Source organism: Halobacterium wangiae (assembly GCF_021249345.1).
GTDB classification, from domain to species: Archaea; Halobacteriota; Halobacteria; order Halobacteriales; family Halobacteriaceae; genus Halobacterium; species Halobacterium wangiae.
On sequence record NZ_CP089588.1, the window covers coordinates 1,256,589 to 1,278,606 of the forward strand.

General features: G+C 69.4%; 25 protein-coding genes and 1 tRNA gene. 9 read left to right on the forward strand and 17 right to left on the reverse strand.

The features are described 5' to 3' along the window. Positions 1-14 precede the first annotated feature (14 nt). The 3 genes from LT965_RS06885 to LT965_RS06895 form a co-directional block, all read right to left on the reverse strand. The gene (locus LT965_RS06885) at positions 15-398 is read right to left on the reverse strand and encodes a hypothetical protein (protein ID WP_232703281.1); all 384 of its coding nucleotides are present in this window, start codon (positions 396-398) and stop codon (positions 15-17) included. 6 nt (positions 399-404) lie between these two features. Further along, positions 405-542 carry a hypothetical protein gene (locus LT965_RS06890; RefSeq protein ID WP_232703282.1) on the reverse strand — a complete coding sequence of 46 codons (138 nt, stop codon included), beginning with the start codon at positions 540-542 and terminating at the stop codon, positions 405-407. 76 nt (positions 543-618) lie between these two features. Next, entirely contained in the window at positions 619-1,365 is a 747-nt protein-coding gene (locus LT965_RS06895) for a Yip1 family protein (protein ID WP_232703283.1), read from the reverse strand. A gap of 272 nt (positions 1,366-1,637) precedes the next feature. Here LT965_RS06895 and LT965_RS06900 point away from each other — a divergent pair, with 272 nt between their 5' ends. The 5 genes from LT965_RS06900 to LT965_RS06920 all read left to right on the forward strand — a co-directional run bounded on the left by LT965_RS06900 (position 1,638) and on the right by LT965_RS06920 (position 6,768). After that, on the forward strand, positions 1,638-2,261 hold the full coding sequence (locus tag LT965_RS06900; protein WP_232703284.1) for an SRPBCC family protein: 624 nt from the start codon (positions 1,638-1,640) through the stop codon (positions 2,259-2,261). Then, positions 2,258-2,875 (forward strand): (2Fe-2S)-binding protein, encoded by a 618-nt coding sequence (locus LT965_RS06905; protein WP_232703285.1) that lies wholly within the window; start codon positions 2,258-2,260, stop codon positions 2,873-2,875. Before LT965_RS06900 ends, LT965_RS06905 begins: the two co-directional genes overlap by 4 nt. Then, positions 2,872-5,322, forward strand: coding sequence for a xanthine dehydrogenase family protein molybdopterin-binding subunit (locus LT965_RS06910; RefSeq protein ID WP_232703286.1), 2,451 nt, complete (start codon positions 2,872-2,874; stop codon positions 5,320-5,322). Before LT965_RS06905 ends, LT965_RS06910 begins: the two co-directional genes overlap by 4 nt. Beyond that, complete coding sequence (locus tag LT965_RS06915) at positions 5,322-6,212, forward strand: FAD binding domain-containing protein (protein ID WP_232703287.1); 891 nt, start codon at positions 5,322-5,324, stop codon at positions 6,210-6,212. The genes LT965_RS06910 and LT965_RS06915 overlap by 1 nt, the downstream gene beginning before the upstream one ends. Positions 6,213-6,561: 349 nt before the next feature. Then, the gene (locus LT965_RS06920) at positions 6,562-6,768 is read left to right on the forward strand and encodes a hypothetical protein (protein ID WP_232703288.1); all 207 of its coding nucleotides are present in this window, start codon (positions 6,562-6,564) and stop codon (positions 6,766-6,768) included. Between the two features lie 302 nt (positions 6,769-7,070). On the opposite strand, the gene LT965_RS06925 is transcribed toward LT965_RS06920, so the two are convergent. Together LT965_RS06925 and LT965_RS06930 are read right to left on the reverse strand one after the other, a co-directional pair. Further along, positions 7,071-7,143: transfer RNA gene (locus tag LT965_RS06925), tRNA-Gln, on the reverse strand. Between the two features lie 101 nt (positions 7,144-7,244). After that, complete coding sequence (locus LT965_RS06930; protein ID WP_232703289.1) at positions 7,245-7,898, reverse strand: LUD domain-containing protein; 654 nt, start codon at positions 7,896-7,898, stop codon at positions 7,245-7,247. 225 nt (positions 7,899-8,123) lie between these two features. Between LT965_RS06930 and LT965_RS06935 the strand changes: the two genes are divergently transcribed. Together LT965_RS06935 and LT965_RS06940 are read left to right on the forward strand one after the other, a co-directional pair. Then, positions 8,124-8,708: an IMP cyclohydrolase gene (locus LT965_RS06935; protein WP_232703290.1), complete on the forward strand. Its 585-nt coding sequence runs from the start codon at positions 8,124-8,126 to the stop codon at positions 8,706-8,708. Positions 8,709-8,733: 25 nt separating this feature from the next. Further along, positions 8,734-9,393, forward strand: coding sequence for a metallophosphoesterase family protein (locus LT965_RS06940; protein WP_232703291.1), 660 nt, complete (start codon positions 8,734-8,736; stop codon positions 9,391-9,393). Positions 9,394-9,506: 113 nt separating this feature from the next. On the opposite strand, the gene LT965_RS06945 is transcribed toward LT965_RS06940, so the two are convergent. From LT965_RS06945 to LT965_RS06960, 4 genes are all read right to left on the reverse strand, one after another. Next, entirely contained in the window at positions 9,507-10,589 is a 1,083-nt protein-coding gene (locus tag LT965_RS06945; protein ID WP_232703292.1) for a class I SAM-dependent methyltransferase, read from the reverse strand. Positions 10,590-10,598: 9 nt separating this feature from the next. Continuing rightward, complete coding sequence (locus LT965_RS06950; protein ID WP_232703293.1) at positions 10,599-10,772, reverse strand: DUF1059 domain-containing protein; 174 nt, start codon at positions 10,770-10,772, stop codon at positions 10,599-10,601. A gap of 218 nt (positions 10,773-10,990) precedes the next feature. Further along, complete coding sequence (locus LT965_RS06955) at positions 10,991-12,337, reverse strand: tryptophanase (protein ID WP_232703294.1); 1,347 nt, start codon at positions 12,335-12,337, stop codon at positions 10,991-10,993. Positions 12,338-12,437: 100 nt separating this feature from the next. Beyond that, positions 12,438-13,622, reverse strand: coding sequence for an aspartate kinase (locus LT965_RS06960; RefSeq protein ID WP_232703295.1), 1,185 nt, complete (start codon positions 13,620-13,622; stop codon positions 12,438-12,440). A gap of 127 nt (positions 13,623-13,749) precedes the next feature. Here LT965_RS06960 and LT965_RS06965 point away from each other — a divergent pair, with 127 nt between their 5' ends. Then, positions 13,750-14,130 (forward strand): GNAT family N-acetyltransferase, encoded by a 381-nt coding sequence (locus LT965_RS06965; RefSeq protein WP_232703296.1) that lies wholly within the window; start codon positions 13,750-13,752, stop codon positions 14,128-14,130. Here the strand turns inward: LT965_RS06965 and LT965_RS06970 are convergent. From LT965_RS06970 to LT965_RS06990, 5 genes are all read right to left on the reverse strand, one after another. Continuing rightward, complete coding sequence (locus LT965_RS06970) at positions 14,127-14,972, reverse strand: ABC transporter permease subunit (RefSeq protein WP_232703297.1); 846 nt, start codon at positions 14,970-14,972, stop codon at positions 14,127-14,129. The two genes, LT965_RS06965 and LT965_RS06970, sit on opposite strands and share 4 nt — an antisense overlap. Beyond that, on the reverse strand, positions 14,969-15,889 hold the full coding sequence (locus LT965_RS06975; RefSeq protein WP_232703298.1) for an ABC transporter ATP-binding protein: 921 nt from the start codon (positions 15,887-15,889) through the stop codon (positions 14,969-14,971). The genes LT965_RS06970 and LT965_RS06975 overlap by 4 nt, the downstream gene beginning before the upstream one ends. A 73-nt stretch (positions 15,890-15,962) precedes the next feature. Beyond that, the gene (locus LT965_RS06980) at positions 15,963-16,745 is read right to left on the reverse strand and encodes an ABC transporter permease subunit (RefSeq protein WP_232703299.1); all 783 of its coding nucleotides are present in this window, start codon (positions 16,743-16,745) and stop codon (positions 15,963-15,965) included. Between the two features lie 91 nt (positions 16,746-16,836). Beyond that, positions 16,837-17,091, reverse strand: a complete 255-nt coding sequence (locus tag LT965_RS06985; RefSeq protein ID WP_232703300.1) for a DUF7967 family protein — start codon at positions 17,089-17,091, stop codon at positions 16,837-16,839. A 46-nt stretch (positions 17,092-17,137) separates the two neighbouring features. Further along, on the reverse strand, positions 17,138-17,815 hold the full coding sequence (locus LT965_RS06990; RefSeq protein ID WP_232703301.1) for a DUF5518 domain-containing protein: 678 nt from the start codon (positions 17,813-17,815) through the stop codon (positions 17,138-17,140). A gap of 140 nt (positions 17,816-17,955) precedes the next feature. On the opposite strand from LT965_RS06990, the gene LT965_RS06995 reads away from it, so the two are divergent. Continuing rightward, entirely contained in the window at positions 17,956-19,743 is a 1,788-nt protein-coding gene (locus LT965_RS06995; protein WP_232703302.1) for an excinuclease ABC subunit C, read from the forward strand. Here the strand turns inward: LT965_RS06995 and LT965_RS07000 are convergent, their stop codons facing one another. From LT965_RS07000 to LT965_RS07010, 3 genes are all read right to left on the reverse strand, one after another. Beyond that, on the reverse strand, positions 19,744-20,595 hold the full coding sequence (locus tag LT965_RS07000) for an ABC transporter permease (RefSeq protein ID WP_232703303.1): 852 nt from the start codon (positions 20,593-20,595) through the stop codon (positions 19,744-19,746). Then, positions 20,592-21,563, reverse strand: a complete 972-nt coding sequence (locus tag LT965_RS07005) for an ABC transporter ATP-binding protein (RefSeq protein WP_232703304.1) — start codon at positions 21,561-21,563, stop codon at positions 20,592-20,594. The genes LT965_RS07000 and LT965_RS07005 overlap by 4 nt, the downstream gene beginning before the upstream one ends. Positions 21,564-21,678: 115 nt before the next feature. Then, entirely contained in the window at positions 21,679-21,993 is a 315-nt protein-coding gene (locus tag LT965_RS07010; protein ID WP_232703305.1) for an antibiotic biosynthesis monooxygenase family protein, read from the reverse strand. Positions 21,994-22,018: the final 25 nt, after the last annotated feature.

The window sequence follows — 22,018 nt, forward strand, 5'->3', positions numbered from 1 at the left end:
ACGAGCGTCAGACGTTACGCGAACAGCACGTCGGCGACGGTGTCGCGGTCGTAGCGCGCGTCGCAGTCGGGGTCGCTACAGGAGTAGTCGTCGCCGCGGAGGTTCCGCATCCCGCCGTGACCGCAGGGGAGCGTGCGGCGCTCGCGACGGATCTCGCGGGCGACCTCGTAGGCGCCGGGGTCGGTACGGTAGACGTTCGACCCGCCGTCGGAGCGGGACACCGCCTCGACGATGCCGTGCTCCCGGAACCGCCGGAAGACGCGGCGGACCTCCTCGGGGAGGTCCGAGAGTTCGTACGTCTCGGCGGGCGACGGGAGGCGAGCGGTCGCGTCGGGATTGCCGTTGAGGACGCTCCGCGTGCCGTTCGCCACGGAGTTCGCCCGGGGGTCTATCGACACGCTCGCTCACCCCCGGAGGTCGGTCGGCTCGTAGTGCGTGTCGCAGCTCCGGCAGTAGTACCGGCCGTCCCGGAGCCGCCGCAGACGCGTGTGCCCGCGAGGGCACTTGACGCGCCAGCCCGCGTCGGCGTGGTTCTCATCCATCAGTCACCTGTCTGTACGTGGGCTCGTTCGCCCCATATACCGCATCCTGCCGCGAGGTGAAAGTGAAAGTGGACGGTTACGCCAGCGAGAGCACGAACAGCACGACGCCCACGATGCCGGCTGCGGTGGCGGCGCCGCCGAGCGAGCTGTCGTGGCTCTCGTGGAGGCCGTGGGTCCAGATGTACGCCTGCCACGCGACGCCGACGAACGTGCCGAGGACGCCGAGCGCGCTGCTGGAGGTGTTCGCGAGGCGGCGGAGCTGGTCCGCCAGCAGTTCGGGGTCGCTCGCGAAGTCGACGCCGCCGAACGCCAGGGCGATGCCGACGACCCCGAACAGCGTCGACACGAGCTGTGCGGGGGTCGCCCAGCCGGTGACGACGAGCGTGTCCCCGAACGAGCCGCTCCCGCTCGTGAACGCGGTGACCGCGTGGAGACCGACGGCGACGAGCAGCCAGCCGACGTACGTCCCGAAGAACGCGAAGGGAATCCGGCCGAACACCGCGGACTGCAGTTTCGCCCCGACGGACACCTGCTTCGTCTGCGGTTCGTCGATGGTGCAGGGCTCGGGGAGCGGCCCCTCCATCTCGGCGTAGCTCTGGCAGATCGACTCGGACCACGGCTCAAGGGTCGTCACCGTCACCGTGGCGTCGATTCGCGACGCCAGGAACACGCCGATCAGGGCGAGCACGAGGCTGCTGAGCACCGCGACGGCGGAGACGGCGGCGAGTGCACCGAGGAACGAGTCCTCCGGCGGGTTCCGCTCGAAGAACGTCGCCGGGTCGAACAACACGGTACGGAGGGCGTGGAGGGCGGAACGGAGCATCGGACTGGCAGTGTTTCACGGACGGCGGGCATCAGTTTTCTGTCTTCGGGAGCGAGAGAGAAAGGGGAGGCGGCGCCGAACGGCCGCCGAGTCAGCTGGAATCCACGGCCGTCCGCCGGTAATCGGCGCTTAACTCGTTACGCGAGTTCCGGCTCGTAACGAGTTCTATTTACTTTTTCCAGCCGTTTCCTGTTCCACACGAACACTTTTGCCGCCGGGGACAGACGTTACCACGAGGGTTGTTCACACCCAGCAATAGGTGACTGTCCACGATGAAATTCGACGGTACGTTCGAGCTAGACGACACGACCACCGAGGAGGTGTGGCTCGCCCTCTCGGACCCCGTGCTCGTGGCGGCCGCGCTCCCGGGCTGTGAGTTCCTCGTCGAAGTCGAGGACGAGGACGTCGACTTCGACGCGCTCCGCGAGCAGTACGCCGACCGGGACCTGAAGCCGACCGCCGACCCGGACGTCATCGAGGAGCGCGCGTTCGAGGAGGGCGCCACGTACGCCGCGCTCGTCCAGATCAGCGTCGGTCCGGTGAACCCGACGTTCGAGACCGTCGTGACCGTCGACCACCGGGAGTTCCCGGAGATGTCGGCGTCCGGCGAGGGGTCCTCGGGCGACAGCTCCTTCGAGATGGCGTCCTCGATGGCGCTCTCGGAGACCGACGACGGCGTCGCCGTCGACTGGGAGACCGAGGCCGACGTGTTCGGCCGCGTCGCGAACATGGGCCAGCGCGTCGTCAACCCGGTCGCCAACCAGGTGGTGAAGCGGTTCTTCGCCACCGTCCAGCAGGAGCTCCGGGAGCTGGAGATGGCCGACGGCGACGGAGAGACAGACGACCGAAGCCTCACTGACCGGCTGCTCGGCCGGTCGAGGGGAGACAAGACATGACGACACACGACATCACACTGACGGTGAACGGCACGGACCACGACCTCACGGTCGAGTCCCGAACACTGCTCGTACACGCGCTCCGGGACGAACTCGGCTACACGGGCACGAACGTGGGGTGCGAGACGAGTACCTGCGGCGCCTGTACGGTGCGCCTCGACGGCGACGCGGTGAAGTCCTGTACGGCGCTCGCCGTGCAGGCCGACGGCGCGGAGATCCAGACCGTCGAGGGGCTGTCGACGGGCGGCGACCTCCACCCGATACAGCAGGGGTTCCAGGAGGAACACGGCCTCCAGTGCGGGTACTGCACGCCCGGGATGATGCTGTCCGCGGCGGACCTCCTGGAGGAGAACCCGGACCCCGACCGCGAGGAGGTCCGGGAGGCCCTCGAGGGGAACCTCTGTCGGTGCACGGGCTACCAGAACATCGTGAACGCCGTCCAGAACGCCGCCGAACAGCTGCAGACCGCACCCGGCGGCCAGCAGACGGCGGCAGCGGACGGCGGGGAGCGTCCCGGTGGAACGCGACCCTCGTCGGACCACCGGTCCGACGGCGGAGCGGAGTTGGACCTCACCGCGGACTACCCGACCGGCGACGGAGGTGGTTCGGAATGAGCATCGACTCCGTCGACCCGGACGACGTGGACGCCGCGGACATCCTCGGGTCGGCAATCGAGCGCCGCGAGGACCCCTCGCTCATCACGGGCGACGCCGAGTACACGGACGACATCGAGCTGCCGAACACGGCGCACATGGCGATCCTCCGGAGCCAGTACGCCCACGCGGACATCAAGGACGTGGACACGAGCGGTGCCGAGGAGATGGACGGCGTGATCGGCGTCTACACCCACGACGACCTGGCGCGCGAGGACACGCCGGGGGAGCTCCCGTTCATGCTGCCGGTGGCGTGGCTGCTGCCGAGCCTGAACGCCGTCGACCACCCGATTCTCGCGGACGGCCGGGTGCGCTACCAGGGCGACGCCATCGCGGTCGTCGTCGCCGAGGAGCGCTACCTCGCCCACGACGCACTCGACGAGATCGACGTGGACTACGAGCGCCGGGAGGCTGTGACGAGTCCGAGCGACGCACTCGCCGGCGACGCGCCGGAACTCCACGCGGAGGCCGACGGCAACGTCGCCCTCGACTGGGAGATCGGCGACGAGTCGAAGACCGACGAGGCGTTCGCGGACGCCGACCGCGTCGTGGAGTTCGAGGCGGACAACCAGCTGCTGATCCCGAACGCGATGGAGCCCCGCGCGGCGGTCGCGGACTACTCGCCCGGCACGGACGAGCTGGACGTGTTCATGACGACCCAGAACCCCCACGTCCACCGGCTGCTCATGTCGGGGGTCATCGACCACCCGGAGCACAAACTCCGCATCAAGGCGCCGGACGTCGGCGGCGGGTTCGGGAGCAAGATCCACCACTACGCCGACGAGGCGCTCGTGGCGTGGGCCGCGAAACACCTCGAACGGCCCGTGAAGTGGGTCGCCACGCGCTCGGAGACGTACATCACGGACGCGCAGGGTCGCGGCCACGAGACGACCGCCGAACTCGCGGTGAGCGACGACGGCGACATCGAGGGGTTCCGCGTCGACACGAAGGCGAACCTCGGCGCCTACCTCTCGACGTTCGCGCCCGCGGTGCCGACGTACCTCTACGGCACGCTGCTCTCCGGCCAGTACGACATCCCCGCCATCCACTGCTCGGTGGAGGGTGCGTTCACGAACGTCCCGCCCGTCGACGCCTACCGCGGCGCGGGCCGCCCGGAGGCGTCGTTCGTCGTCGAGCGCACGATGCACCTCGCCGCGCGCGAACTCGACATGGACCCCACGGAGTTCCGCCGCCGGAACTTCGTGGACAGCGAGGACTTCCCGTTCGAGACGCAGGTCGCCGTCGTCTACGACAGCGGTGACTACGAGAAACCGATGCAGGAGGCGAAGGACCTCGTGGACTACGAGAGCTTCCGCGAGCGCCAGGCGCAGGCCCGCGAGGAGGGCAAGTACCTCGGCATCGGGTTCTCCTGTTACATCGAGGCGTGCGGGCTCGCGCCCTCGGAGCTGGCGGGCCAGCTCGGCGCGCAGGCCGGGCTCTGGGAGTCCAGCGTCGTGCGCTTCCACCCCTCCGGGACGGTGACGGCGTTCTGTGGCACCTCCGACCACGGGCAGGGCCACGGCACGACGTACGCCCAGATCGTCGCGAACGAACTCGGCATCCCCTACGACGACGTGGAGGTCGTCGAGGGCGACACGGACGAGATCCCCCACGGGATGGGGACGTACGGCTCGCGGAGCGCCGCGGTCGGCGGGAGTTCGCTCGTGAAGAGCGCCGAGAAGGTCGTCGAGAAGGGCAAACGCATCGCCGCCCACCAGCTCGAGGCCGACCCCGACGACGTGGAGTTCTCGGACGGGCGGTACCGCGTCGCGGGCGCTCCCGACCGCTCGATGGGCATCAAGGACGTCGCCGCGCAGTCGTACCTCGCCCACGACATCCCCGAGGACGAGGAGCCCGGCCTGGAGGCGACGTCGTTCTACGACCCGGACAACTTCGTCTTCCCGTTCGGCACCCACGTCGCCATCGTGGAGGTCGACCCCGAGTCCGGCGAGATCGAGTTCGAGCGCTACGTCGCGGTCGACGACGTCGGCAACCAGATCAACCCGAAGATCGTGGAGGGCCAGATCCACGGCGGCGTCGCCCAGGGCGTCGGCCAGGCACTCTACGAGGGCGCGGAGTACGACGAGAACGGCAGCCTCCTGACGGGGTCGATGCAGGACTACGCGGTGCCGAAGGCCGAGCACATCCCCGAGATGGAGACCGAGTCGACGGTGACACCGAGTCCCCACAACCCCCTCGGCGTGAAGGGCGTCGGGGAGGCGGGCACCATCGCCGCGCCGCAGGCCGTCGTGAACGCCGTCTCGGACGCCCTCGAACCGTTCGGCGTCGACGGCGTCGAGATGCCGATGACCGAGGAGCGCGTCTGGCGCGCCGTCAACGGCCAGGCCACCGCGGACGGCAGCGGGGAGCGCGGAGATTCGGACGCGGACGAAGGGGGTGAGCGCTGATGTTCCCCGACGAGTTCGACTACCACGAGGCGGAGTCGGTCGACCACGCGGTCGAACTGCTCGGCGAGTACGGCGGCCAGCAGGTCGAACTGCTCGCGGGCGGGCACAGCCTCCTGCCCGCGATGAAGACCGGACTGTCGAGTCCGGACGTACTCGTCGACCTCGGCGACGTCGACGAACTCCACGGCGTCCGCGCCGACGGCGACACGCTCTCTATCGGGGCGATGACGCGGTACAGCGACCTCCTCGACGCCGACGCCGCTCGCGAACACGCACCGGCGATGACCGCGGCCGTCGCCGAGGTCGGCGACGCACAGGTCCGGAACCGGGGGACGGTCGGCGGCAACCTCGCGCACGCCGACCCCGCCTCGGATCTGCCTGGGGCGGCACTCGTCTCGGACGCCACGCTCGTCGCCCAGGGGCCGGACGGCGAACGCGAGATCCCCGCCGAGGAGTTCTTCTACGGGATGTACGCCACCGACCTCGCGGAGGACGAGTTGCTGACGCGCGTCGAGGTCCCCGTCGCGGACGGCGCCGTCGGCGCCTACGCGAAGAAGCCGAGTCCGTCCTCGGGGTACGCGATAATCGGCGTCTCCGTCCTGCTGGACGTCGACGGCAGCACCGTCACCGACGCCCGGGTCGGCGCGAACGGCGTGGTCGGCCAGGGCGTCCTGCTGCCGTCGGTGGCCGACGCCATCGAGGGCGGCTCGATAGACGACGACAGCGCCGCGAACGCCGCGAGTCGCGCGACCGACGACGTCGACGAGGCGATGCTGATGGACGACCTGCAGGCGTCCGGGGAGTTCCGCGCTCAGCTCCTGGAGGTGTACGCCGAACGCGCGCTCCTCGAAGCGGCCGAAGAAGCGTCGGCGCCCGCCGCGGCGGACTGACGCGGTCGCTCTGCGAGGAACCCATTTTTCGGGACCGTGATCCGTCAAGCGCGTCGATACGACCCGGAGTTGGCAGCAGTAGTTGCTAGCGCGGGTTCTCTGTTCAGAATAGGAGCTGGAGCGACTGAATCGGTGAGTAGGTGTGCAATTTCCCCGGTCAGGCTGGCGTCTAAACTCGATATTCCACCCTTCCATACCCTTTTACGTTGACGGTTCCAACGCGGAATATGAACCTCCGGGTCCTCATCTCCCCCGCCCTCTACGGCGGCGGCGCAGCCGCCGTCGTGGCCGCTCTCGGGTACGCGCTCGCCGCCTCGCAGTCGTTCCCCTCGCCCTGGCTGCGTTAGCCTTGACGTTCGGCAGTCTCACCGTCTTCAGCCTGCTCGCGGGCGCCACCAGCCTCAACGAGAACTCCGAGACCCCCGACCCCCTCGTCGAACAGGACGACCTCCTCAGCGCCCCCACCGAAGCCGGCGGGCCGCGCCGCCTGCTCCTGCTATGTTTCTTTCTCGGCCTCTCGCTCGCGGGCGTGCTTGGGATGGCGCTCTTCAGGTAACTGTTCGTGGGGCGGGATGCCCACCGCGTGCTGCAACAGCGACGGAGGGCAGTACCACCGGCACCCACGCGAGCCACGTTCACTGTGTCTCTAACGGCAGGCTCACCCCTGACGCCGAATAGAGAACCCGCATTGGCAACCACTGCGAGAAGTCCTCCGAGCCGTCTGTAGCGACGAGACTGCGTAACGCTAGGATTCGAACGTCAGAAGTCACGGTCCCGGGAAGATTCGAACCGGAGGGAGACGCGGTCTCCCAGGGGTCGAATCCGGACGATTCACTCCTCGCGAAGTTCGGAGAGAAGTAGTCCCGGGAAGATTCGAACTTCCGTCGTTGCCCCCAGAAGGCAACAGGATTGGCCACTACCCCACGGGACTGCTGTCTGCACGCGTTACAAGACGGCTGTGGCTTATGAGTGTTGCGAACCCTGCCAGGGAGTCGTGCTAGGGTGTGACGAGGCCGCCGGGTGCGGGCGTCCTCAGTAGCCGAGTCGGTCCCGGATCAGCACGAGGGTGGTGCGGCCCTCGGTGTTCTCGTGGTGGTAGACGAACTCCTTGCCGACGACGCTGCCGACGCCGTAGGCGTCCTGGGCGCGGGCGTCCTCCAGCGGGTAGACGACGTCGCGGACGCGGTCGCGGGCCGCCTCGAGGTCGTCGACGACCTTGTTGACGCCGCTGACGAGCAGCAGGTTGCCGGCGGCGAACGGGTAGGCGCCGACGCGGCTGCCGGAGGCGTCGGCGGCGACGAGTTCGCCGGTCTGTGCGATGGCGTTGACGCTGCCGAGGAAGTAGTCGGCGGCCTGGGCCTCGCGGCGGCGGCGGGCGCGCTCGGCGTCGTCGTCGGCCGCGCCGACGTGGTCGTGGAAGTCCTCCCAGTCGTGGTCGCCGGCGAGGTGCTCGACGAACCCGATCTCCTCGAGCGTCGTGGAGTGGCCGTTCATCACGGACGCGCCGTCGGGGATGCGGGAGACGACCTCGTCGAGGGCGTCCTCGCCGCTGTCGACGACTACGACGTCGAAGCCGCGGTCCTCGAGGTTCGAGACGGTGGTCTCGAGTTCCTCGTCGGTCGGGAGCTCGTCGAGTGATTCGTCGTACGCTACGTCGTCCTCGTAGTCTGCTTTGGTCTGCGACATTGGTGTGGAAGTCGGCGCGCGCGGCAACACGAGTGCCGCCGTGGCGCGCCGGGCGGGTGACCGCACTGTTCGTAGCGGCGCCAGCCCCTTAGTCGCTCGCGGACGGCGGTGTCAGCGGGTGACGGCGGTGATACCAGGTGGTTCCGGGGATGCCACTACCGGCGACAGGTAGCTCGAACGTGCACAACCGACGAGTATTTGCTGGCCGAGAGTGCACGTTCGAGCATGTACGTCGGACGCTTCGTCGTCGTCGGTCCGGAGGTCGCAGCGTACCGTGTCTCCTCGCGGTCGTTCCCGAATCGCCGCGTCGTCGAGCGCGCGGACTCGCTGACCGTCGCGCCGACGCCGGACGCTCCGGAGACGGACAACCCCTACGTCTCCTACAACTGCTACCGGGAGTCCGCGGACCACGCCGTGGTCGGGAACGGCAGCCACGTCGACCCCGTCGCGGAGAAACTCGGCCTCGGCTACCCCGCGCGGGACGCCCTCGCGGAGAGCCTGCTCGCACTCGACTACGAGAAGGACGACTACGACACGCCCCGCATCGCGGGCGTGCTGACGCCGGAGGGCGACGCCTACGTCGGCACCGTGCGCAAGGACGCGCTGCTCGTCGAACGCGTCGAGGAGCCGACGCTCGTCGCGACCTACGAGAAGGACAGTCCCGAGCCCATCGGCTTCGACGCCGACACCCCCGAGGAGGCGGCCGAGGAGGCCTACGGCGCGGCGTTCGAGCACGCGGTCTGTGCGGTCGGCGTGACCCGGGCTGGCGACGGCTACGCGACGGCCGTGGAGAACGGACCGGACAACTAAGGGCGAGGCCGCCCGACTCCCGGGCATGAAGGTCGGCGTCGTCTCGGACGTCCACTCGAACCTCGTCGCCCTGGAGGCCGTCCTCGAGGATATGCCGGACGTGGACCGCCTGGTCTGTGCGGGCGACGTGGTCGGCTACAACGCGTGGCCCGCAGAGTGCGTGGACGTCCTCCGCGAGCGGAACGTCCCGACGGTGATGGGCAACCACGACCGGATGGTGGCGACCGGGCGGAACTTCCGCGGGAACGGGATGGCCCAGGCCGGCGTCGAGCACGCGAACGCGGAACTCAACGACGTCCAGCGGACGTGGATCGAGAACCTCCCTCGCGAGCGCACGCTCGCGGACGGCCGCCTGAAGGTCGTCCACGACCACCCGGAGGACCAGGACCGCTACACGTACCCCGAGGACTTCTCGGCGTCGCTGCTCGGCGCGGAGGACGTGCTCGTGCTCGGCCACACGCACGTCCAGCACCACGAGCGGTTCGACGAGGGCGTCGTTCTCAACCCCGGGAGTGTCGGGCAACCCCGTGACCGCGACCCGCGGGCGGCGTTCGCGGTGCTCGACCTCGACACCCTGGAGGTGACCGAGCACCGCGTGGAGTACGACGTCGAGCGCGTCGCCGGCGCGGTGCGGGACGCAGGACTGCCAGCGAGAACTGCGGACCGGTTGGCGGAAGGGAGATAGGCGCCACCCTCGCGCTCCGCCAACCACGAACCTGGTGGTCGTCGGGAGGCGGTTGCGCTCAAGGTTGCTTCGTTCCGGCCGACCGTGACGGTCGAAAGGAGTGGTACGGACCGTTACGGTCTTGCTTCGAAGACCAGACTAGTCGGTGTCTCGGCCACGCGTCGGAAGTGCGTGAACCCCCCGTCGGTGACGACCTCGCGGGTGCGTTCCTCTCCAGCCTGCGCGCCGAGCCCGTAGCCGACCTTCTGGCTCAGCGAGTTCGGCGTGCAGGCCACCGTCGATATCGAGTACGCCAGGCGACCGAACGGCGTAAAGTTGTCTTCGGTCTGGTCCGCGGCGTAGGGTTCGACGATCATCCACGTTCCGTCGTCGGTGAGCGTCTCCCGGACGTGAGCCGCCACACCCACCGGGTCGCCCATGTCGTGGAAGCAGTTGAACATCGTGACGAGGTCGTAGTCGGCCCCGTCGTAGGTCGACGCCGTCGCCACCTCGAAGTCGACGCGGTCGGCGACACCCGCCGTCTCCGCCCGCTCGCGCGCCACTGCGACCGACGCCTCGTGGTAGTCGACGCCGACGACCGTCGAGTTAGGGTACGCCTCGGCTATCCGGATCGTCGGCGCGCCGTGGCCACAGCCAACGTCGGCAATCCGCCCGCCCGCGTCCAGCGTCTCGTCGACCCCGTCGAGCGCCGCGATCCAGTCGAGCAGGAAGGCGCCGTAGGACGGTCCGAAGAAGCGTTCGGTGCCGTGGAACACGTCCTCGTCGTGTTCGTGCCAACCGATGCCCCGGCCTGTGCGGAACGCCTCGCGGAGTTCGGGTTCGATCTTGGCCGCCGACGCGACCAGCTGGAACGCGCCGGGCATGAACACCGGGCTCTCCTGGTCGGCTAGCACGTACGCCTGTTCCGGCGACAGACTGTAGCGGTCGGTCTCGGAGTCGTAGCTCACGTACCCGCCAGCGGCCTGCGAACGCAGCCACTCGCGGACGTAGCGTTCTGCGGTGTCCGTCTCCTCGGCCAGCTCGGTGGACGTGAGCGGCCCGTCGGCCTCGAGTGCCGTGTAGAGCCCGAGCTCGTCACCGATGATGGTCAGCGCGGCGTGGACCGTCGCACCGAGGTCCACGAGTGACGTCTCCACGAGCTGGTTCAGCTCCTCTTCGTCGATCGGGTTCTCCCCCGACCTGGTTCCTGATGACATGATTCTGTGCTACACGGTTTGCAGGTGTTCGCTGCGGAGTTGTTCGTCCGTGAGGTTCTTCCCGTGGGCGTCGCGCATGTGGTTGTTCGCCAGTTCGATGGCTTCCGCCTCGTTCTCGGAGTGAACGACGAACCGGCAGTCCGCTGCCGCTGCGTCACGATCTAGGTTGTGTGCTTGTACCATCGCTGTGCACCCCACTCTAGAACTCCAACCACCACCGAGATAAACATAACTAAAGATGATTATCTTTGGAGTGCTCCCGTGCGGCAGTGCCGTGCGCCGGAGGCGCCGACAGGCGAACGCCGCCCGCGGACTGCCAGGAGACGCGCGACCGAGGCGCGCAACGAGTCCATCGAAGGCGTCCCGGACGGCGACTCGGCCGTCGACGCCCTGGGGACCACTCAGTCGAGCGGCCGGAGTTCCGCAGAGAAGTGCCGGAGTTCCGCCATCGACGGCTCCGCGACGATCTCCATGCCCGAGATCTCGTCCGCGCGCTCGCAGACGGCTTCCGCGGTATCGGCGACGTGCTCGATGTGGTCGGGGCCGTAGGTACGCCGCGGGAGCGCGAGTCGGACGAGGTCCCGCCGTTCGGTCTCGGGGAAGGCGAACCGGCCGAGTTCGACACCGCGGACACCGCCCTCGCGGTAGAGTTCGCAGACGAACGCCTGGCCGGGGAACTCCTCGCGGGGGACGTGGGGGAGCGCCTGGTTGGCGTCGACGTAGACGGCGTGGCCGCCGGCTGGCTGGTAGACGGGGACGCCGCGGTCGGCGAGCGCCCGGCAGAGCCGCTGGACCTGCTCGACGCGCTCGGCGACGTACGGCGGGTCGACGGCCTCCCGGAGGCCGACGGCGAAGGCGGCGAGGTCGCGGCCGGCCATGCCGCCGTACGTGGAGAACCCCTCGTAGAGGATGCCGCGCTGGCGACACTGTTCGTACAGTTCACTGTCCTCCCGGAGCCCGACGAAGCCGCCGATGTTGACGAGGCCGTCCTTCTTCCCGCTCATCACGCAGGCGTCGGCGTAGGAGAGCTGTTCGCGCGCGATGGCGGCGACGCTCTCGGTCTCGAACTCGGGTTCGCGCTGCTGGACGAAGTACGCGTTCTCGGCGAACCGGCAGGCGTCGACGACGAACGTGGCGTCGATGTCGTCGGCGAAGGCGGCGACCTCGCGGGTGTTCTCGACGCTCACGGGCTGGCCCGCCATCGAGTTGTTCGTGATCGTGAGGACGACGACGGGGACGTTCTCTTCGCCGACCGCCTCGACGACCTGGCGGCCGCGCTCGACGGAGAAGTCGCCCTTGAACGGCGCCTCGGAGTCCATGTCCGTTGCGGCCTCGACCGGGCAGTCCACGGGGTCGCCGCCGTTCGCGGCGACGTGGGCCCGGGTGGTGTCGAAGTGGGCGTTGTTGAGCACGGTGTCGCCCTCGGAGACGAGCGCGCCGTAGAGGATGTTCTCGGCGCCGCGGCCCTGGTGGGCGGGGACGACGCGCTCGAAGCCCATCACCGCCTGGGCGGCGGCTTCGAGTTCGGCGAACCCCTCGCTGCCGGCGTACGCCTCGTCGCCGCGGAACATCGCCGCCCACTGGTCGTTGCTCATGGTGCCGGTGCCCGAGTCGGTCAGGAGGTCGACGAAGACGTCCGCACTGTCGAGGTTGAAGACGTTGTAGCCCGCGTCCGCGAGAGCGGCCTCGCGGTCCTCGCGGGGGAGGAGACGGACGGGGTCGACCATCGTCGCCTTGTAGGAACGCACGAGTACGAGAGGGTGCTACACCGTGAAAGTTCCGGCGTAGAAGACGTGTACGCGGATGTACAGGGCTGTTCGACGCTCGCCAGCTGCGGCTGGAGAGGGGTTACGAGCGGACGCTGTCCTGGACGATGTCGAGGGCCTCCTCGCGGTCCGCCCAATCGACGAAGATGGCGACCGACGTGGCACTCGAGATGATGTCGATGACGTTGATGTTCGCCTCCGCGATCGGGTCGACGATGCGCCGGAGGACGCCGGGCTGGTTCGGGAGTTCGCCGCCGAGCACGCGGATGACGGCGATGTCGTCGGTGACCGTCACCGAGGAGAGTTCGCCGACCTCGATGACCTCCCGGTGGAGGACGTTCTCGGCGCGCTCGGCGACCGACTCGTCGACGTAGAACGTCATCGAGTCCATCCCTGAGGCGATGGCGTCGACGTTGATGTCGCTCTCGTACAGCGCGGTCGACAGCGTCGCCGCGATGCCGGGGCGGTTGCGGATCGCCCGGCCGGCGACGGTGAGACACGCGAGCTGGGACTCCCGCATGTCGACCATGTTCTCGAACTGGCCCTCGATGCGCGTGCCGCCGGAGAGCAGGTCGCCGTGCTGGTAGTGGATGACGCGGACGTCCAGTTCGTCGTCCTTGAACGACAGCGCCGACGGCGCGACAACCTCGGCGCCGCGGAAGGACAGGTTCCGGAGTTCGTCGACGGTGATCTCCCCGACGTTCCGCGCGCCCTCGACGACGTGGGGGTCGCCGGTCATGACGCCCTCGACATCGGTCACGATGACCACCTGGTCGGCGTCGACGTAGCGCCCGAGCATCACCGCGGTGGTGTCCGACCCGCCGCGGCCGAGCGTCGTGACGTTGCCGTCGTGGTCCTCGGCGAGGAACCCCGTGATGACGGGAACCGTCTCGCCCAGTCGCTCGGCGAGTTCGGCCGCGCGCTCCCTCGTGGCGTCGGCGTCCACCTCGCCGCGCTGGTTCGTGACGATGGGCCAGTCCGGGTGGCCGGGTTCGAGGAACGTCGCGTTCACGCCGCGGGCGGCCAGCGCCGCCTTCAGCATCCGGACGGACGTCCGCTCGCCCATCGAGACGATCTCCGCGCGGTCCGTGTCGTCGGCCTCGAAGGTGATGTCCTCGAGCAGTTCGTCCGTGGTGTTCCCCATCGCGGAGGCGACGACCGCTATCTCGTGGTCGGCGGCGACGGCGTCCGCGATGGAGTCGGCCGCTCGCTCCACGCGGTCGCCGCTGCCGAGACTGGTGCCGCCGAACTTCGCGACTACTCGCATCGGCGGTCACCGGCACTGCGTACCGTGGTCATTGCCGGAACGTACGGTCTGCCGGCGGGATAACTGCTTGCATGGACGAAACGGTTGCCGCGCGGGGATTAAGTCCGTCGCCCGCCTACGGAAGGGCATGAACGTCCGCGACGCGACGGACGACGACGCGGAGTCCCTCGTCGCGCTCGCCAGCGACGACATCGACGCCGAGCGACTGATCCGTGACCGGACCGTCCGCGTGGCAGAGACCGACGACGGGGTCGCCGGGTTCGTCGCGTTCGACACGTGGCGGGGCGCCGTCCACGTCACGCGGTTCGACGGCGAATCCGACGTCGTCGGCGAACTGCTCAGCGAACCCCGGTCGTTCGCGGCCGGCGAGTCCCTGCCCGTCGAGGTCGTGGTGCCGGACGGCGACGAGGCGTTCCACGAGGTGCTCGTGGACGCCGGGTTCGAGGACGAGGGAGAGGGACCGGCCTTCAACGGCGAGGAGACGCGGCGGTTCCGCTGTCGACCCTAGAGGTCGGCGCGCTCGAAGATGCGGTAGCCGACGAGCGGCACGACGACGAACCACACCACCATCATCGCGAGCGCCGCCCACTTCGAGAGGTGGATCGGCGGGCTCTGCGGGAAGTACTGCGCGATGTTGCCGGCGTTGCCGGGGAGGAACTGGAACACCGCACTGGAGAACGCCGAAGACGGCGGCAGGCGGTTGAGGAGGAGGTACCAGTCCGGTGGCGTGCCCATCGGGGAGAACCGCCCCGTCTGGAGGTAGAGGAGGCCGGTCGGGACGAGACCCCACGCGAGTTCGAAGAAGACGTAGAAGCCGGCGACGAGAATCGTCGCGCGGCCGCCGTCCTTCGTGGTGGCCGAGAGGCCGACGCCGATGGCCGTGTACATCACGGCGAGGAACAGCGTGAGCGCCGCGAACCCGAGGTACGCCGTCGCGTCGAAGCTGTCGTACAGCGCGACGGTGACGACGGCAGCGACGACGAGGCCGACGAGGACGGCGACGCCCATGACGGCGCCCCGGCCGACGACCTTGCCGACGATGGCGTCGCGGCGGGTGTGGGGAAGCGACAGGAGGAACTTCGCGCTGCCGGACTCGACTTCGCCCGCGATGGACTTGTGCGCCATGACGAGCGCGGTCAGCGGGATGAGCAGCGTGACCGGACTGATGAGGAAGAAGATGAGGCCGAGGCTCTCGAGGTCGTCCGTCCCGGCGGGACCGCCCGACTGGACGAGCGTGTACACGTACGCCATGCCCGCCATGAACAGCACGAACAGCACGCTGAGCGCCCACAGCGCCTTCGAGCGGCCGGCGTCCCGGAAGTCCTTCTTGGCGACGACGGACCAGCTCATGCGCGCATCGCCTCCTCCTCCTCGGTGTACGCGGCGAACACGTCGTCCAGCGACGCCTCCTCGGTGGAGAAGTCGACGACGTCCGCGCCGGTGCCCTCGACGGCGTCGAGGACGTCGGTCTTCGCGGCGCTCTCCGTGCGCACGGTGAGCGTGTCACCGTCGGCAGTCACGCTGGTGACGCCGGGCACGTTCCGGACTGCGGTCAGCACGTCGTCCGTGAGCGCGTCGACGGCGACCCGGAGCGTCGTCCCGGTGCCGGCGGCGTCGCGGAGGCCGCGGATGGTGTCCTCGGCGACGAGTTCGCCGTCCTGGAGGATGCCGACGCGGTCACAGACCGCCTCGACCTGTTCGAGGATGTGACTCGAGAAGAACACCGTCGCGCCGCGGTCGGCCTCCTCCTGGATGATGGCCCGCATCTCGCGAGCGCCGTTCGGGTCGAGGCCGGTCGAGGGCTCGTCGAGGATGATGAGGTCGGGGTCGCCGACGAGCGCGACGGCGAGTGCGAGGCGCTGGGCCATCCCCTTCGAAAAGCCGCCCGCCTTCCGGTCGGCGGCGTCCGGGATGCCGACGCGCTCGAGGAGTTCCTCGGGGTCGTCGTTGGCGTCCTTCGACTCGATGGCGAACTGGAGGTGCTGGCGCGCGGTGAGTCGGTCGTAGACGTGGAAGCCGTCCGGGAGCACGCCGGTTCGCTGGCGGATGGCCAGCGAGTCGTCCTGTGCGTCCATCCCGAGGACCGACGCCTGCCCGGAGGTCGGGCGCACGAAGTCCAGGAGGATGTCGATGGTCGTCGACTTCCCGGCGCCGTTCGGCCCGAGGAAGCCGTATATCTCGCCGTCCTGGACCTCGAGGTCCAGGTCGTGGAGAGCAGTGACGTCACCGAACCGCTTGGTGACGCCCGATAGCTCGATTGCTGGCATGGGGGGAACAACTCCAGGAGCTTATAAATGGGTTGTGGTGTTTCTCAGGCGAGGAAACGCCTGCGGCGGCCGCTCAGAGGTCGATGCCGCCGAACCGGTGTGCGGCGACCGCGTAGCCGAGACTCGCCCACGCGAGCAGGACGACGACACCGCCCCACTCGGGGAGGTGGCCGGTCGGTCCGGTGAGACCCCCTCCGACGGCCGAGACGGCGTTCTGGTAGGCGTAGATGGGGCTGAGCTGGACGACCGTGTCCACGGCCTGCTGCGGGACGGGGACCCCGAACTGTCCCGTGAGGACGACGGACCCGACGGCGACGACGCCCGGCCAGACGAACGACAGCAGGAAGAACCCGTAGGTCGTGGCCGCCGCCAGCGTCGTCGACCGCGAGCGTGCGGTGAACGCGAGCGTCGCACCGACGAACGCAGCGCCGAGGAGGGCGGTGACTGCCAGCGTCTGGACGGTGACGAAGACGTCGACCGGAGCGCCGCGGAAGACGTACACCGCGAGCGCGGCGAGGGCGCCGACACCGGTGGCGGCCAGGGTAGCGGCCAGCGCCGCGGCACCGGCACCCGCGACGAACGCCTCGCGGGTGTGTGGCAACGAGAGCGTGAGTCGGACGCGGCCACTCGTCACGCTCCGCGGGATGGCCTCGTGGACGATGGTCCCGCCGGTGAGGGGGACGCCGAACATGAGCAGGACGGCGAGGATACCGGCCAGGGGCGTGGGGCTCTGACCGCGAGCGGCGACGAGCGAGACGCCGCCGCCGACCAGCGCGAAGAACCCACAGAAGTACAACAGCGTCCGGTCTGCGAGCAGTTCACGGAGGTCGCGGCGGGCGAGAACCTGCCAGGTCACGCGTCGGTCACCGCGGGGAGGGCGTCGTGCATACGCCGACGTCTCGCGGCGACGTGAAGTGTTTTGCTCCCGGTCGCCACCGCTGCGAACCCTACACGCGGTCGTCGGGGTCGTGGCGGTCGCGCATCCGGGTCGCCTCCTCCGCGTAGCGCTGTCGTTCCTGGTCGTCCGCTGGGGGTTCGAGGTCGTCGACCTCGACGTCGACGGCGGCCGTCGGGTCGCCGGCGTTCATCGAGCGCTGCTTGCGGAGGACTCGCTCGCCGTCCGGCGTGGCGTAGACGACGTTCAGCAGGCCCTTGTCGGTGTACTCCCGGTAGACCAGCCAGGCGCGCTCGGTGTCGGTCATCGTCTGGCGGTTCTCGGAGGACGCCCTTGAAGCGTTCGGGGTCGGCCTACCGGGAGCCGGCGACGGCGCCCCCGAGGTAGCCGCCGAGCGCGCTCAACGCGACGAGGTAGACGACAGAGAACAGCAGCGCAGCGACCAGCACGGCCGCGATGGGGACCGAGACGGTCGCCACGCCGACCGTGGGGAACACGAGCAGGAGGACGACGGGCACGGACGCGACCAGTCCGGAGAGCGTGCCGGCCGCGACGGCTCCGCCCCCACGTTCGAGGTAGCCGGCGAGCCCGCCGCCGATCACCGGCGAGAGCGGGATGCTGCTCGCGACGGCGGTGACGGCCGCACCGAGCACGACGTTCCGCCGAGATTCCGCGAGCGCGCGCTCGCCACCCCGCGAGCGGACGCGGCGGTAGTGAACGAGGAACCAGACGCCAGCGACGACCAGCGCCACACCCGTGACGACCATCCCGAGGCCGGTCCACGACCCCAGTGCCTCGGTGACCTCGATCGTCTCAGCCTCCGTCAGGATCGTCGACTCGACGGTCTGTTCGGCGACCAGTTCGCGAGCCAGTTCCTCGTCGACGGCGGCGTAGAAGAGGGCGCCCGGGACGGCGAGCACGGCCCCTGCCACCACGAGCAGCGCGGCGACCAGCCAGTCGATGGCGCTGTCGAGCAGCCAGGACGCCGGGAGGTCGTGGTCGACCGAGGACTCCGGTTCAGAGACGGACATGTGTACGTTCAGGAACACTCCGGCGCACCCTAAACGTGGCGGGCGCCCCCGCTGTTCGCGGCTCCCGGGGCTGTTCGCTCGTTCGCCCTCGCTCTCGGCGACCGCGTAACTGAAGCGGCCGAAGCGCCTACGGCCGCCCGATGGACGGGGACGCGGTCCGGGAGTTCGCGAGCGACCTGCCCAGGGAGCCCGGCGTCTACCAGTTCCTGCGGGACGACGGGACCGTGCTGTACGTCGGGAAGGCCGTGGACGTCCGCTCCCGGGTGCGGTCGTACGCGGACCCGCGGAGCAGGCGCATCGCGAACATGGTCGAGCGTGCGGACGGCCTCGACTTCGCGGTCACCGACACGGAGACGCAGGCGCTGCTGCTGGAGGCGAACCTCGTCAAGCGCCACCAGCCACGGTACAACGTCCGCCTGAAGGACGACAAGTCCTACCCACTGGTGCAGTTCACGGACCACGACGCCCCCCGGATCGAGGTGACCCGCGACCCCGAGGAGGGCGCCGTCGCGTACGGCCCGTACACGGACATCGGACAGGTGAACACGGTCGTGAAGGCCGTCCGCGAGGTGTACGGCGTCCGGGGCTGCTCCGAGCACAAGTACCGGGGCCGCGAGCGCCCCTGCCTGGACTACGAGATGGGGCTCTGCACAGCGCCCTGCACGGGCGAGATCGCCGAGGAAGACTACCTCACGGACGTGGAAGCGGCGCGGCGGTTCTTCGAGGGCGAACCCGGCGTGCTCGCGGACCCGATGCGCCGGGAGATGGAGCGAGCGGCCCAGAACCAGGAGTTCGAGCGCGCGGCGAACCTCCGGGACCGACTGGAGGACGTCGAGTCGTTCCACGGCGGCGCGGGCGCGGCGGTCGCGAGCCACGACGACACGAAGACGACCGACGTGCTCGGTGTGGCCGTGGAGGGCGACCGGGCGACCGTCGCCCGCCTGCACGCCGAGCACGGACAACTCGTGGAGCGCGACCAGCACTATCTGGACGCGCCCGACCGCGCGGCCGACTCCGAGGAGGCCGCGGAACGAGCGAACGGGGAGGGACGACCCGTGAGCCACATCGCGGACCTGCTCGCGGCGTTCATCGTGCAGTTCTACGCCGAGCGGGAGCTCCCGGACCGCCTGCTGCTCCCCGAGGCCCACGGCGACGACGACGTGGCGGCGTGGCTCGACGCGGCGGGCGTCGAGGTCCAGGTGCCGGGCGCTGGCCGGGAGGCGACGCTCGTCGATCTGGCCCTGAAGAACGCCCACCGGCGCGCCGGCGACAAGGACGAACTCGGCGCGCTCGCGGACGCCCTCGGGACTGCCCGTCCGGAACGCATCGAGGGGTTCGACGTGAGCCACGCCCAGGGGAAGGCGGCCGTCGGCAGCGACGTCTGCTTCGTCGGCGGGAGCGCGGAGAAGGCCGGCTACCGCCGGAAGAAACTCGACGACGAGAACGACGACTACGCGAACATGAAGCGCCTCGTGCAGTGGCGCGCAGCGCGCGCGCTCGAAGGGCGGGACGACCGCCCGGACCCCGACCTGCTGCTCGTCGACGGCGGAGAGGGACAGCTGAACGCCGCACTCGATGCCCTCGAGGAGACGGGGTGGGACGTGCCGGCGGTGGCGCTGGCGAAAGACGAGGAGGTCGTCATCACCCCCGAGCGGACGTACGACTGGGACGGCGACGCACCCCAGTTGCACGTCCTCCAGCGCGTCCGCGACGAGGCCCATCGGTTCGCGGTGGCGTACCACCAGACGGTGCGCGACGAGGTGTCGACGGCGCTGGACGGCGTCGACGGCGTCGGCCCGGAGTTGCGCAAGCGCATCCTTCGGCGGTTCGGGAGCGTCGAAGCGGTCCGCGAGGCCTCTGCGGGCGACCTGCGGGACGTCGAGGGCGTCGGCGAGAAGACGGCGGAGACGCTGGCACGGCGGCTCTGACTACCCGAGTTCCGACCGGCGGAAGGAGAGGTAGCCGACGAGCATCGAACCGGCGCCCCAGACGAACATCACGAGGGCGTTGAACCAGAACTTCGCGTACACCTTGTCCGGTGCGTTACCGATCTGGGCGTTGAGCGAGTCGTACGGCGTCGGGAACAGCCCCTGGTAGACGATCTGGGTGCTGTAGAGGTACGACGTCGCCGGGGAGAGCGCCCGTACCAGTTGCTGGGTGTCCTCGGAGATGGTCGTCCCGAGGACGTCGGCGACGGTGTTCAGGAGGTCGGGGAGGCCGATGACGGGGAGGAACCCGAACCAGAACGGCACGAGCAGGAAGTAGGCGCCGAAGACGCCGAGCATCGCCCGGGACCGACTGTTCGTGACCGCGGAGATGCCGACGTAGATGCCGACGAACGCGAACGCGGCCAGCAGCGAGACGCCGGCGAACGCCGCGAACCGCGCGGGACCCGGGGCCTCGACGAACGCCAGGAGCGCGACGAGGAAGCCGGCGGCGACGGCGAGGACGACGGCGGCGACGGCCACCGCGAACCGCGAGGCGAACTTCCCGAGCACGTAGTCGGTGCGCGTGTTCGGCAGTCCCATCACGTACTTGATGGCGCCGCTGTCCCGGTCGCCGGCGATGGCGAGGTACGTGAGCGGCGCGAGGATGATGGGGAACACCAGGAACATGAAGAACGACACGTCGAACAGCGCCCGGTACGGGTGATCGTAGACGGTGATCTCGGAGACGAAGATGAGCGCGACGAGCGCCGTGAGGACGCCGACGACGCCGAGCACGACGTACGACCGGCGGGCGTTCGTGAAGTCGTCGCGAGCGACGGTGCGGAGACTCACGCCGCGTCACCTCCGGGAGCGGCGGCAGCCTTCGGTGCGGTTCCACTCGCGTCGCTCCGCTCGCCGTCGCCGTTCTCGGTGTACTGCTCGAACAGCGCCTCCAGGGAGGCGTCCGCGACGGTGATGTCGGTGACGGTGGCGACGGCGTCGAGCGCGCGGAGCGCCGGCATCTTCGCGTCCGGCCGGACGCAGGCGATCTCGATCGTCTCGCCGACGACGGTCACGTCGCGGACGCCGTCGACGGCCGCGACCGACTCGACGTCGGGCACGGACGCCACGTCGGCCTCGATGACGGACTCGGCGTCGATGCGCTCGCGGAGGTTGTCGATGGTGTCGACGGCGGTCATCGTCCCCTGGTTCATGATGCCGACGCGGTCGCAGACCTGCTCGACCTGCCCGAGGACGTGGCTGGAGAAGAACACGGTAGCGCCGCGTGCGGCCTCCTCGCGGACGATGTCCCGGAGGAGTTTCGCGCCCTTCGGGTCGAGGCCCGAGGACGGTTCGTCGAGGATGAGGAGGTCGGGGTCGCCGACGAGCGCCATGCCGAGTGCGAGGCGCTGGGTCATCCCCTTCGAGTAGCCGCCGGCGGCGCGGCGGGTGGCGTCCGGGTCGAGGCCGACGCGGTCGAGAATCTCGTCGGGGTCGTCGTCGGCGCCCTTCGTCTCGATGGCGGAGATGACGTGCTCGCGGCCGGTGAGATTCTCGTAGACCGAGAATCCCTCGGGGAGGAGGCCGGTGCGCTGGCGGACCGCCCGGGACTCGCGGGTGGCGTCGTGGCCGAGCACCGCCGCGGTGCCGTCGCTGGCGTTCAGGAAGCCCAGTAGCACGTTGATGGTCGTGGACTTCCCGGCGCCGTTGGGACCGAGGAAGCCGAACACCTCGCCCTCCTCGACGGTCAAATTCAGGGCGTCGACGGCCGTGAGGTCGCCGAAGCGCCTCGTCAGGCCGTCTGTCTCGATTGCGGGCATACGTGCACGTCTGTGGACACGACTTAATAAACTATCCTGGTTTTACAGGCTCTGAGACACCCGTCTGTGGGAAGTTAGCACGGGCCGGAGTGTGGCGGGTGGCGGCGGTCGTCGGTCAGTCACTCCCGGTGTACTCGAAGGCGACGTCGTGTACCTCCAGTTCCGGGTGGGCGAGGAACATCTCCCTGGGCGCGTCACCGGCGTGAGCGTCCCCGAAGTCCTGGCTCTCCGTCCACGCCTCGAAGTCCGCTCGGGACTCCCAGTACGTCGCGGAGACGAACGTGTCCGTCTCCTCGCTGGCGGGCGTGAGGAGTTCGAACGTCACGAAGCCGTCGTGGTCCTCGAGCCCGTCGACGCTGTCGCGGAAGCGCTCGACGAACTCCTCCTCGTACCCGTCGGCGATTTTGAAGCGGTTGGCGACGAGAATCATTGCGTCCGAACAGACGGCGACCGAC

Excerpts from the sequence above, each read along its gene's own strand:
- LT965_RS06945 (WP_232703292.1), bottom strand. The coding sequence starts at position 10,589 with ATGTCATCAGGAACCAGGTCGGGGGAGAACCCGATCGACGAAGAGGAG.
- LT965_RS06940 (WP_232703291.1), top strand. The coding sequence starts at position 8,734 with ATGAAGGTCGGCGTCGTCTCGGACGTCCACTCGAACCTCGTCGCCCTG.
- LT965_RS06995 (WP_232703302.1), top strand. The coding sequence starts at position 17,956 with ATGGACGGGGACGCGGTCCGGGAGTTCGCGAGCGACCTGCCCAGGGAG.
- LT965_RS06900 (WP_232703284.1), top strand. The coding sequence starts at position 1,638 with ATGAAATTCGACGGTACGTTCGAGCTAGACGACACGACCACCGAGGAG.
- LT965_RS07005 (WP_232703304.1), bottom strand. The coding sequence starts at position 21,563 with ATGCCCGCAATCGAGACAGACGGCCTGACGAGGCGCTTCGGCGACCTC.
- LT965_RS06985 (WP_232703300.1), bottom strand. The coding sequence starts at position 17,091 with ATGACCGACACCGAGCGCGCCTGGCTGGTCTACCGGGAGTACACCGAC.
- LT965_RS06905 (WP_232703285.1), top strand. The coding sequence starts at position 2,258 with ATGACGACACACGACATCACACTGACGGTGAACGGCACGGACCACGAC.
- LT965_RS06970 (WP_232703297.1), bottom strand. The coding sequence starts at position 14,972 with ATGAGCTGGTCCGTCGTCGCCAAGAAGGACTTCCGGGACGCCGGCCGC.
- LT965_RS06890 (WP_232703282.1), bottom strand. The coding sequence starts at position 542 with ATGGATGAGAACCACGCCGACGCGGGCTGGCGCGTCAAGTGCCCTCGC.
- LT965_RS06935 (WP_232703290.1), top strand. The coding sequence starts at position 8,124 with ATGTACGTCGGACGCTTCGTCGTCGTCGGTCCGGAGGTCGCAGCGTAC.
- LT965_RS06965 (WP_232703296.1), top strand. The coding sequence starts at position 13,750 with ATGAACGTCCGCGACGCGACGGACGACGACGCGGAGTCCCTCGTCGCG.
- LT965_RS06990 (WP_232703301.1), bottom strand. The coding sequence starts at position 17,815 with ATGTCCGTCTCTGAACCGGAGTCCTCGGTCGACCACGACCTCCCGGCG.
- LT965_RS06930 (WP_232703289.1), bottom strand. The coding sequence starts at position 7,898 with ATGTCGCAGACCAAAGCAGACTACGAGGACGACGTAGCGTACGACGAA.
- LT965_RS06915 (WP_232703287.1), top strand. The coding sequence starts at position 5,322 with ATGTTCCCCGACGAGTTCGACTACCACGAGGCGGAGTCGGTCGACCAC.
- LT965_RS06950 (WP_232703293.1), bottom strand. The coding sequence starts at position 10,772 with ATGGTACAAGCACACAACCTAGATCGTGACGCAGCGGCAGCGGACTGC.
- LT965_RS06975 (WP_232703298.1), bottom strand. The coding sequence starts at position 15,889 with ATGCCAGCAATCGAGCTATCGGGCGTCACCAAGCGGTTCGGTGACGTC.
- LT965_RS07010 (WP_232703305.1), bottom strand. The coding sequence starts at position 21,993 with ATGATTCTCGTCGCCAACCGCTTCAAAATCGCCGACGGGTACGAGGAG.
- LT965_RS06910 (WP_232703286.1), top strand. The coding sequence starts at position 2,872 with ATGAGCATCGACTCCGTCGACCCGGACGACGTGGACGCCGCGGACATC.
- LT965_RS06895 (WP_232703283.1), bottom strand. The coding sequence starts at position 1,365 with ATGCTCCGTTCCGCCCTCCACGCCCTCCGTACCGTGTTGTTCGACCCG.
- LT965_RS06960 (WP_232703295.1), bottom strand. The coding sequence starts at position 13,622 with ATGCGAGTAGTCGCGAAGTTCGGCGGCACCAGTCTCGGCAGCGGCGAC.